Origin of the sequence: Maridesulfovibrio sp. (genome assembly GCF_965230075.1) — a bacterium.
Lineage (GTDB): Bacteria > Desulfobacterota > Desulfovibrionia > Desulfovibrionales > Desulfovibrionaceae > Maridesulfovibrio.
Genome location: NZ_OZ245945.1, coordinates 1,217,257 through 1,226,421, shown reverse-complemented (window position 1 = coordinate 1,226,421; position 9,165 = coordinate 1,217,257). Strand labels below are relative to the sequence as shown.

Sequence of the window (9,165 nt, the reverse complement as noted above, 5' to 3'; positions counted from 1 at the left end):
CCCTTTAAAAAGGGTTTAAGGCTCCCAAACTTTTTCAATAAGCTTCGCATTTAGCTTTATAAAACTACTTTCAAAGCAAAAATCGCAATATCTTTCGAGATATTGCGATTTAATTTTGGGCTATATTTAATTCATTACATATCAATAAATATGGGTATATCGGGCAACTCAATCCCGTCCAGCCTTGCAGCTTCCTGCAGCAGTCTGGCTACGGCCTGTTCACCTCCTTCACCCACATCATCAGAATAATCAGTAACGAAAGTCTTGATGTGCTGATGAATGACCTCATCATCCATTTCCTGTGCGTGTTCTTTGATGTAGGGCCATGCGGCTTCTTCATCTACGTAGGAAAGAGTCAGGGATTTACGGATGGCAGCATTGATCATGGCTGCTGTTTCCACGCCGAGAGAGCGCTTAATGGCAATAGAACCGAGCGGGATAGGCAGACCGGAAAAATCCTCCCACCACTGGCCGAGATCGGCGAGTTTGGATAAGCCAAGGGCCTCATAAGTGAAACGGCCTTCGTGAATGACTACCCCGGCGTCAACTTCTCCATTTTTAATAGCGGGCATAACCTGATCGAAGACCATTTCTACCAGCTCCACCTTGATTCCGGCTTCGCGGCACATAAGACTAAACAGTAAATTAGCAGTGGTATTGCGCCCCGGTATGGCAATACGCTTGCCATTGAGGTCCGCTATGGTGCAAGGTGCTCCGGTGAGCAGCAACGGACCGACGCCCCGGCCCATGGCTCCTCCGGCACGCAGCAGGATATAATCATCCATAATATGCGCAGCAGCATGGACAGAAACCTTGCAGATATCCATCTTCCCAGACCGGGCCATGGAATTGAGTTCCTCCACATCAGCAAGGGTGACGTCCAGTTTGAAAGGGTCTATGCTAACGGCCCCGCTGGCGAGGGCGTGAAAAATAAATGTATCGTTCGGACAGGGCGAATAGCCCAATTTCAATATTTTGCTCATGGACAAGGTTTTATATTTTTAAGAGCCGGAAATCCAGTGTTGACATGGCTGGAAGCGACTTTTATTTACGGCTGAACAAAGGTGAATATAAATGATATCAAAAAATTATTTCGAAAATGCCGGACTCGGGTCCATCCTTGACAAGGTACTTGCCGAGGAAAGGATTTCCATCGAGGACGGACTTACCCTTTTCAACTGTCCCGATCTTAACGCGCTTGGCGCTCTGGCTTCCATCCGCAGACGCCAACTGCACGGCAACAAGACCTTCTACGTAATCAACCGCCACATCAATTACACCAATATCTGTGTGAACGGCTGCCTGTTCTGCGCGTATGCACGCAAGCCGGAAGAGAACGGTTCTTTCAAGCTCAGCAAAGAAGATATTCTCAAAAAATTAGAAGAAGCGCCCATCCCGCCCCGCGAAGTACATGTGGTCGGTGGATGCCATCATGACATTCCGCTTTCATTTTTCGAAGAGACCTTCGCTGAAATCAAACAACTTCTCCCACAGGCAGTGATCAAATCTTTCACCGCAGTGGAAATTGAACATCTTGCCAGTGCAGAAGGAATCTCCACTGTTGAGGTTCTCAAACGTCTTAAAGCTGCCGGTGCAGAGATGCTCACCGGGGGCGGTGCTGAAATTTTCAATCCCGAAGTACGTGCCAAAATCTGCCCTGAAAAACTTCCCGGCAAGGAATGGCTGCGCATCCACGGAGAAGCACACGAACTCGGCTATACCACGAACTGCACCATGCTCTACGGACACGTCGAATCCTATGCCGACCGCGTAGACCATCTGGACCAGCTGCGCCGTCAGCAGGATATTTCAGGCGGATTCAATTGCCTGATCCCCCTGCCCTTCCTGACCGAAAACAGCAGGCTCAAGATCGATAATCCGCTCACTGGAGTCGATGAACTACGCACCATTGCTGTCAGCCGACTCATGCTCGATAACATCCCGCACATCAAGGCTTACTGGGTAATGCTCGGAGTTAAGCAGGCTCAAACTGCGCTTCATTTCGGAGCAGATGACTTTGACGGAACCGTGATCGAGGAAAAGATCGGGCATATGGCCGGGGCTGAGTCTGAACAAGGCCTGAGCCGAACTGAACTTGAAGAAATGATCGTCGGTTGCGGGTTCACACCAGTTGAACGCGATGCGGCTTTTAATGAGGTGTAATATGGAAAATTTAACTCAAAGCCCCGCTGAAGTTCGTGCCATCGGCGAAAAAGTGGAAGCTGGGGAACGCATCAATTTTGATGAAGCCGTAACTTTAATGGGAAAGGCTGATCTTTTTGATCTGGGTAGCCTTGCCCATTCTATCAGGATGAAAAAGCATCCTGAGCCGAACGTCACTTACGTAATTGACCGCAACATCAACTATTCCAATATTTGTGATTGCGGTTGCCGCTTCTGCGCCTTTTACGTTGCTCCCGGAAAAGATGGCGGTTTCGTAATCAGCAAAGAAGAGCTGGGCCAGAAAATTCAGGAAACTCTCGATCTCGGTGGAACCCAGATTCTGATGCAGGGTGGACACCACCCAGACCTGCCGCTTTCTTTTTATGAAGATATGCTCCGGTTCATCAAAGAAAATTATCCGGTACATATCCATGCTTTCTCTCCGCCGGAAGTAGTATACTGGAGTGAGTTGAACGGTATTTCCATCAAGGAAGTGCTTGAGCGGCTGATTGATGCCGGACTGGCCTCCATACCCGGCGGTGGTGCTGAAATTCTTGTGGATGAAGTCCGCAGCCATATTGCGCCCAAGAAATGCAACACAGCTAAATGGCTGGAAGTGATGGAGACTGCCCACAATCTGGGACTGCGCACTACTGCGACCATGATGTTCGGTCATGAGGAACAGCCTATTGACCGCATCAAGCATCTTTTCGCCCTGCGCGAAGTGCAGGACCGCACAGGTGGCTTTACCGCTTTTATTCCTTGGACATTCCAGCCGGACAATACCAATATTCCCAACGCCCGCAAAATGACCAGCGTCGAATATCTGCGTATGCTCGCAGTTTCACGTATCGTGCTCGACAACTTCGACAATGTTCAGGTTTCGTGGGTTACTATGGGACCGAAAATATCACAGCTGGCCCTTTTCTACGGTGGTAACGACTTCGGTTCAACCATGATTGAGGAAAACGTTGTAAAAGCCGCTGGAGTCAGCTTCAGACTCTCTGAAGCTGAAATCCACAATCTGATCAAGAAAGCCGGATTCGTTCCCAAACAGCGTCTCATGGATTACACCCTTGCGGAGAACGCTGATGGATAAAGTAAAAGTCGGTCGTATTTCCTATTTGAACGTTCTACCGATCTATCATCCCCTAGAAGCAGGGCTGATCGCCAACGACTTCGAATTTGTCTACGGTCCTCCTGCACAGCTGAACAAAATGATGTCTGAGGGTTTAATGCATATTGCATCCAACTCCAGTATTGAATACCTGCGCCATGCTGAGCAATACCTGCTATTGCCCGATCTTGCCATTGGTAGCCGTGGCCCGGTTCAGTCAGTAATTATGATCAGCCGCAAACCGCTGGAACAACTCAAGGGTTGTAATGTGCTGGTCAGCGCCCAGACTCATACATCTGCTGCCCTGCTCAAGATTCTCCTTTCCGAGTACATTCCTCTCAATGCAACTTACGAGACTGGTAATGCTACGGAAAGACTCAAATCCGGGGATAAACCTGAAGCGATCCTCTGTATCGGTGATGAAGCCCTGAACCTGCGTAGGCATGAAGAGTACCCGTACATCTTTGATCTGGGTGAAGAATGGATCAGGTGGACAGGACTGCCCTTTATATTCGGTATCTGGACTGTGCGCCGCGACGTAGCAGAGCGTGAAGACGTAAAACAGGCTGTACGTGATTTGATCCGGGCCAAGGAATGGGGTCAGGCAAATATTGAAAAAATCTGCCAAATGACCGCCGATAAAACCATGCTCAATCTTGAAGAAAGCCGCTCATACTATGACGGTCTGGTTTATGATCTCGGCAAAACAGAAATTGAAGGACTGAAGGTCTTTTCAAAGTATCTGAAAAAGACTGGTCAAATCGACCATATACCTGATCTGGAATTCATTGATATCTAGAATTCCAACTATGAAACAAAAAAAGGCCGGATATGCTCCACGCATATCCGGCCTTTTCAATTTTCAAAATACTAATTGGACAGGTTCTTAACATGTTCAATAAAATAACGAACCGCGGGAAAGAACTCCCTGCCCTGTAAGTGGGCGAGGTAAAAACTTCTTTCAAGATTAAGCGGCAAGTCGCTGATGTGCACAAGTTCGCCAGAATCGATGAGTGGTTGCGCTGCAAGACGTGAGGTAACACTGACACCAAGGCCGGCCCTGACGCACTGAACAACGGCTTGAGTGGATTCGACCCAGACAGTGACATTGAGTTCACGGACGCTGGTACCCATTTCAGATAACCCGGCTTCAAGAGCTTTACGGGTACCAGAGCCGCCTTCACGCATAACCCAAGGCAGTTCAGCAAGATGCTGGATGTCATCGATACCGTCATAATTGCGAACCAATACCGGGGGTGCAACAATAACCAGTTCGTCACGCATAATGGGAACAAACTCGATATTGGGAACATCCGCAGTGGCACCCACAACACCGATAATCAGTTCTCCGGAACGAACCTTTTCAAGAATTTCAGCAGTGTCACCGACAGAAAGATGTACGCTCACGTCAGGATACTTCTTGCAGTAATTATAAAGTATTTCGGGGAGCAGGTAGTGTGAAGGAATAGTACTTCCACCAATCTCCAGATCTCCGACAACTTTATCACGCAGAATGTTGATCTCTGACTGGGCTTTTCCAATCAGGCTGTAAATATCTTTAGCGTTGCGGTAAAGCACCTCACCGGCCTGAGTAGCCATAATAGACCTGCCCAGACGATCAAAAAGAGGAACTCCCAGCTCTTCTTCAAGAGTAGAAATATGGGCACTAATAGTGGGCTGGGAAAGGAAAAGCTCTTTACCTGCTTTGGAAAAACTCTTTAATTCATAAACCTTGCAGAAGGCTTCGAGTCGACGTAAGTCCATGTAATCTCTCGTATCGAAAATATCTATATGTATTTATAAAAAAAAGGGGCGGAAGAGTTTCCGCCCCTTTGGATAAGCATTGATTTATGCTTCCTGAGCTTCCTCAGCGGGAGCTTCAGTGGTTGCCGCAGCTTCTTCAGCAGGAGCTTCAGCACGTTTGGTCAGCTCGATGATGCACATGGGAGCGCAGTCACCCTTACGGGGTTCAGCGAGCTTGATGATGCGGGTGTAACCACCGCCGCCGCCTTCGTAGCGGGGGCCGATTTCATCGAAAAGCCTTTTAACAAGACCGTGGTTCTCAAGAGTCTTGTAAGCAAGACGACGAGAGTGAAGGTCGTTGCGGAGAGCAAGGGTGATCAGCTTTTCGCAAGAGCTTCTCAGTTCCTTTGCTTTAGGCTCGGTGGTACGGATATGTTCATAGGTCAGCAGAGAGCGAACCATGTTTCTCAGCATGGCCTTCCTGTGGGAAGCACTTCTGTTGAACTTTCTTCCGGACTTTTTATGCCTCATTTTTCTCTTTCCTCTTCAGCCATTCCTGATGCTTTTTATCGAAATCCTCGAGGACCATACCGAACTTAAGTTCCATGCTGTCGAGAACGCGGCGGATTTCGTCGAGAGACTTACGTCCGAAGTTCTTGGTTTTAAGCATGGTCTGCTCAGTGCGCTGCACAAGTTCACCAACAATGCGAATGTTGGCTGCCTTGAGGCAGTTGGTAGCACGAACGGAGAGTTCGAGTTCGTCGATGCTCTTGAACAGATTCGGGTTGAGATCGAGGTCGCTTTCTTTGGACTCTTCCTGCTCGGATCCCATTTCATCAAAGTTGATGAATACGGAGAGCTGATCCTTGAGGATCTTTGCGCTGTAGGCAATTGCATCCTCAGGGGTAACGGAACCGTCGGTGAAAACTTCGAGAATAAGCTTGTCGTAGTTGGTCATCTGTCCGACACGAGCCTGTTCCACACTGTAAGCAACCTTACGGATGGGAGAAAAGCTGGAGTCAAGAATGATGTGACCGATTTCATTAACAAGACCTTCATGCATGTCTGCGGGCACGTAGCCTTTACCCATGCGGATCTCGAAAGTCATCTCCATGTCCATCTTCTCGGACAGAGTCGCAATAATCTGCTCAGGATTGAGGACTTTGACGTTCTGGTTTTCCTGAATATCAGCTGCGGTGACGACGCCCTGCTTGTTTACCCGGAGGGTAAGAAACTGGGGTTCATCTGTAGTCATTGCGAATCTGATCTGCTTGATGTTCAGAACAATCTCAGTCACATCTTCCATCACACCTTCAATAGTGGTGAATTCGTGCTGAACTCCTTCGATCTTTACAGCAACCGCGGCAGCTCCCTGCATTGAAGAGAGCAGTACTCTGCGGAGAGAGTTACCGATGGTTGTTCCAAATCCGCGCTCAAGGGGTTCACAAATGAACTTACCATAAAGCTCGTTAGACTTGGGGTCACGCACAAGCTGTTCCGGCTTAACCAGCTCGGCCCAGTTGCGGGTGTTGATGAGTTTGTCACCGTCTTGAATAAGCATGCACTAATCCTTCTTATTTGGAGTACAGCTCGACAATCAGCTGTTCGTTGATAGGGAACTGGATATCTTCCCTAGTCGGCATCGCTTTAACTTCACCTTTGAAATTAGCACCGTCAGCTTCAAGCCACTCAGGGCAGCCACGACGGGCAATAACTTCCTGTGCTTCTGCAATCACGGGGATTTTGCGGGATTCTTCACGAACCTCGATTACATCACCGGGTTTTACATGCATGGAAGGAACATTAACACGTCTGCCGTTTTTGGTGAAGATACCGTGTTTCACGAGCTGGCGAGCCTGCGCGCGAGAGTTGGCAAAACCAAGACGGTAAACAGTGTTGTCAAGGCGGGTCTCAAGAAGCATGAGCAGGTTCGCACCGGTTACACCTTTCATGCCGTCTGCGCGCTTGAAGTAGCTGCGGAACTGGCCTTCGAGGACACCGTACATGCGGCGCACTTTCTGCTTCTCACGAAGCTGAATTGCGTAGTCGCTCATTTTCTTTCTCATGCGACCGGCAATACCGGGAGCATAAGGACGACGTTCATAAGAGCACTTATCAGTAAAGCAGCGGTCGCCTTTGATGAAAAGCTTTTCGCCTTCACGACGACACAGTCTGCATTTTGCTTTAGTATATCTGGCCAAGGTTATTACTCCTTCGAAATTAGACCCTGCGACGTTTCGGCGGACGACAGCCGTTGTGCGGGATGGGTGTGATATCGCGAATGAAGTTAACCTTCATACCGACGTTACCGATGGCGCGCATTGCTGCTTCACGACCGGAGCCGGGGCCTTTGACGAAAATACCAACGGTACGCATACCCTGGTCCTGAGCTTTTCTAGCAGCAGTTTCAGCAGCTACCTGAGCAGCAAAGGGGGTGGATTTTCTGGATCCCTTGAAACCGGAAGCACCGGAAGTTGCCCAGCTAATCACGTTACCCTTCAGGTCAGTGAAGGTGATGATGGTATTGTTGAATGTTGCTTTTACGTGAGCGATGCCCACGGGAACATTCTTTTTCTCTTTTTTCTTGCCGGAACGGCGAGGTCTAGCCATACCATTCTCTCCAGAATGAATTTATATCAGCAGCACGTGGGACCGTTACATGGTCTGACAACTGCGGATTATATTATTTCTTCTTCCTGCTCATTACAGAGCGACGGGGACCTTTGCGAGTTCTAGCATTGGTCTTGGAGCTCTGACCACGCACGGGCAGTCCGCGGCGGTGACGCAGTCCACGGTAACAGCCGATATCCATCAGACGCTTGATGTCAGCAATCTGATCGCGGCGAAGGTCACCTTCAACTTTGTAATTATCTTCAAGTTCCTTACGGATGGTGTTTACCTGGTCGCCACTGAGATCATCAGTTTTGAGGGTCCAGTCGATACCAACAGTATCAAGAATCTTGAGAGCGGTAGTCCGGCCTACTCCGTAGATGTAGGTCAGTGCAATATCCAAACGCTTATTTTTCGGAAGGTCTACTCCAGCGATACGAGCCACAGTTATACCTCTCTATCCTTGACGCTGTTTGTGTCTGGGGTTGTCACAAATAACCCTCAGAACACCCTTGCGTCTGATTACTTTGCATTTGGGACAAATCTTCTTAACAGATGGTCTTACTTTCATGACCGTCTCCAAATAATGCAGTTAAACAGTTTCAACAATCGGGAGCTAGCCGATTGTGGGCCTAATGCCTCAGCTACCCGGCTAAAGGGTAACCGTACCATGCCAGTCTTTCGTTGCCGCGAAATTCAAGACGTGCACAATAAAGGATGATTTCAGAAAAATCAACCCCTACTATACACTAAAAATAAAATCAGGAAAGGCTCAATATCTGAGGCCCGTCAGCTGTAATGGCAATGGTGTGTTCAAAATGGGCGGACAGCTTCCTGTCCTTGGTCACTGCAGTCCACTTGTCATCGAGAATTTCGATGTCATGCGAACCTTCGGTCACCATCGGTTCGATGGCAATTACCATTCCCGTTCTGAGTTGCACACCAGGAAGACCCGAGGGTACAAAGTTGGGAACTTCAGGCTTTTCGTGAAGATTGCGTCCGATGCCATGCCCCACAAAGCGACGCACAACTCCGAATCCAGATCCTTCAGCATATTCCTGAACTGCCCGGGAAATATCATAAAGACTGTTACCCGGCAATGCCTGCTTGATACCTAACATGAGAGATTCACGGGTAACATCGAGAAGCTTGCGGGTAGAATCAGCAATCGTGCCGACCGGGTAAGTACGGGCGGAATCCCCGTAAAACCCCTGATAAATAACGCCCATATCAATGCTGACGATATCACCTTCGTCGAGAATCCTCTTCTCAGAAGGAAATCCGTGAACAATTTCCTCGTTCACGGAGCAGCAAAGGGCAAATGGAAACCCATGGTAACCTTTGAAGGCAGGCTTAACGCCGAAATCTTCGCAGGCCTTGCAGGCGATATCTTCAAGACTCATGGTAGTGATACCCGGCTTGATAGCCTCGCCCAGCATATCCAGTATGGTTGAAACAAGACGATTGGCCTCACGCATGAGGCCAATCTCCTTGTCATTCTTGAGGTAGATACCTCTGTACTTTTTCAAAGC

At 48.7% G+C, this 9,165-nt stretch carries 12 protein-coding genes; 3 read left to right on the top strand and 9 right to left on the bottom strand.

The window, feature by feature from the left end; all coding sequences use genetic code 11:
* Positions 1 to 134 precede the first annotated feature (134 nt).
* Positions 135 to 983, bottom strand: coding sequence for a 1,4-dihydroxy-6-naphthoate synthase (locus ACO05Z_RS05590; protein ID WP_421901163.1), 849 nt, complete (start codon positions 981 to 983; stop codon positions 135 to 137).
* A 91-nt stretch (positions 984 to 1,074) separates the two neighbouring features.
* Between ACO05Z_RS05590 and mqnE the strand changes: the two genes are divergently transcribed.
* From mqnE to ACO05Z_RS05575, 3 genes are read left to right on the top strand one after another with little or no spacing between them, the layout of a single operon-like run.
* On the top strand, positions 1,075 to 2,163 hold the full coding sequence (gene mqnE, locus ACO05Z_RS05585) for an aminofutalosine synthase MqnE (RefSeq protein WP_421901161.1): 1,089 nt from the start codon (positions 1,075 to 1,077) through the stop codon (positions 2,161 to 2,163).
* Between the two features lies 1 nt (position 2,164).
* Positions 2,165 to 3,262, top strand: a complete 1,098-nt coding sequence (gene mqnC, locus ACO05Z_RS05580) for a cyclic dehypoxanthinyl futalosine synthase (protein ID WP_421901160.1) — start codon at positions 2,165 to 2,167, stop codon at positions 3,260 to 3,262.
* On the top strand, positions 3,255 to 4,079 hold the full coding sequence (locus tag ACO05Z_RS05575; protein WP_421901159.1) for a menaquinone biosynthesis protein: 825 nt from the start codon (positions 3,255 to 3,257) through the stop codon (positions 4,077 to 4,079). Before mqnC ends, ACO05Z_RS05575 begins: the two co-directional genes overlap by 8 nt.
* Before the next feature lie 71 nt (positions 4,080 to 4,150).
* Here the strand turns inward: ACO05Z_RS05575 and ACO05Z_RS05570 are convergent, their stop codons facing one another.
* The 8 genes from ACO05Z_RS05570 to map form a co-directional block, all read right to left on the bottom strand.
* The gene (locus ACO05Z_RS05570; protein ID WP_421901158.1) at positions 4,151 to 5,044 is read right to left on the bottom strand and encodes a selenium metabolism-associated LysR family transcriptional regulator; all 894 of its coding nucleotides are present in this window, start codon (positions 5,042 to 5,044) and stop codon (positions 4,151 to 4,153) included.
* Positions 5,045 to 5,128: 84 nt separating this feature from the next.
* On the bottom strand, positions 5,129 to 5,554 hold the full coding sequence (rplQ, locus tag ACO05Z_RS05565; RefSeq protein ID WP_015851093.1) for a 50S ribosomal protein L17: 426 nt from the start codon (positions 5,552 to 5,554) through the stop codon (positions 5,129 to 5,131).
* A complete protein-coding gene (locus tag ACO05Z_RS05560) occupies positions 5,544 to 6,584 on the bottom strand; it encodes a DNA-directed RNA polymerase subunit alpha (RefSeq protein ID WP_421901157.1) in 1,041 nt (346 codons plus the stop codon). Before ACO05Z_RS05560 ends, rplQ begins: the two co-directional genes overlap by 11 nt.
* A 13-nt stretch (positions 6,585 to 6,597) precedes the next feature.
* Positions 6,598 to 7,224, bottom strand: a complete 627-nt coding sequence (gene rpsD / locus ACO05Z_RS05555) for a 30S ribosomal protein S4 (RefSeq protein WP_015851091.1) — start codon at positions 7,222 to 7,224, stop codon at positions 6,598 to 6,600.
* A 19-nt stretch (positions 7,225 to 7,243) separates the two neighbouring features.
* A complete protein-coding gene (rpsK, locus tag ACO05Z_RS05550; RefSeq protein WP_015851090.1) occupies positions 7,244 to 7,633 on the bottom strand; it encodes a 30S ribosomal protein S11 in 390 nt (129 codons plus the stop codon).
* 73 nt (positions 7,634 to 7,706) lie between these two features.
* Positions 7,707 to 8,078 (bottom strand): 30S ribosomal protein S13, encoded by a 372-nt coding sequence (gene rpsM, locus ACO05Z_RS05545; protein WP_421901156.1) that lies wholly within the window; start codon positions 8,076 to 8,078, stop codon positions 7,707 to 7,709.
* A gap of 12 nt (positions 8,079 to 8,090) precedes the next feature.
* Positions 8,091 to 8,204: a 50S ribosomal protein L36 gene (rpmJ, locus tag ACO05Z_RS05540; RefSeq protein WP_015851088.1), complete on the bottom strand. Its 114-nt coding sequence runs from the start codon at positions 8,202 to 8,204 to the stop codon at positions 8,091 to 8,093.
* Between the two features lie 190 nt (positions 8,205 to 8,394).
* Entirely contained in the window at positions 8,395 to 9,162 is a 768-nt protein-coding gene (gene map, locus ACO05Z_RS05535) for a type I methionyl aminopeptidase (RefSeq protein WP_421901155.1), read from the bottom strand.
* Positions 9,163 to 9,165 lie beyond the last annotated feature (3 nt).

Coding starts and splice junctions, on each gene's coding strand:
- ACO05Z_RS05590 (WP_421901163.1), bottom strand. CDS start 983: ATGAGCAAAATATTGAAATTGGGCTATTCGCCCTGTCCGAACGATACA.
- mqnE (WP_421901161.1), top strand. CDS start 1,075: ATGATATCAAAAAATTATTTCGAAAATGCCGGACTCGGGTCCATCCTT.
- mqnC (WP_421901160.1), top strand. CDS start 2,165: ATGGAAAATTTAACTCAAAGCCCCGCTGAAGTTCGTGCCATCGGCGAA.
- ACO05Z_RS05575 (WP_421901159.1), top strand. CDS start 3,255: ATGGATAAAGTAAAAGTCGGTCGTATTTCCTATTTGAACGTTCTACCG.
- ACO05Z_RS05570 (WP_421901158.1), bottom strand. CDS start 5,044: ATGGACTTACGTCGACTCGAAGCCTTCTGCAAGGTTTATGAATTAAAG.
- rplQ (WP_015851093.1), bottom strand. CDS start 5,554: ATGAGGCATAAAAAGTCCGGAAGAAAGTTCAACAGAAGTGCTTCCCAC.
- ACO05Z_RS05560 (WP_421901157.1), bottom strand. CDS start 6,584: ATGCTTATTCAAGACGGTGACAAACTCATCAACACCCGCAACTGGGCC.
- rpsK (WP_015851090.1), bottom strand. CDS start 7,633: ATGGCTAGACCTCGCCGTTCCGGCAAGAAAAAAGAGAAAAAGAATGTT.
- rpmJ (WP_015851088.1), bottom strand. CDS start 8,204: ATGAAAGTAAGACCATCTGTTAAGAAGATTTGTCCCAAATGCAAAGTA.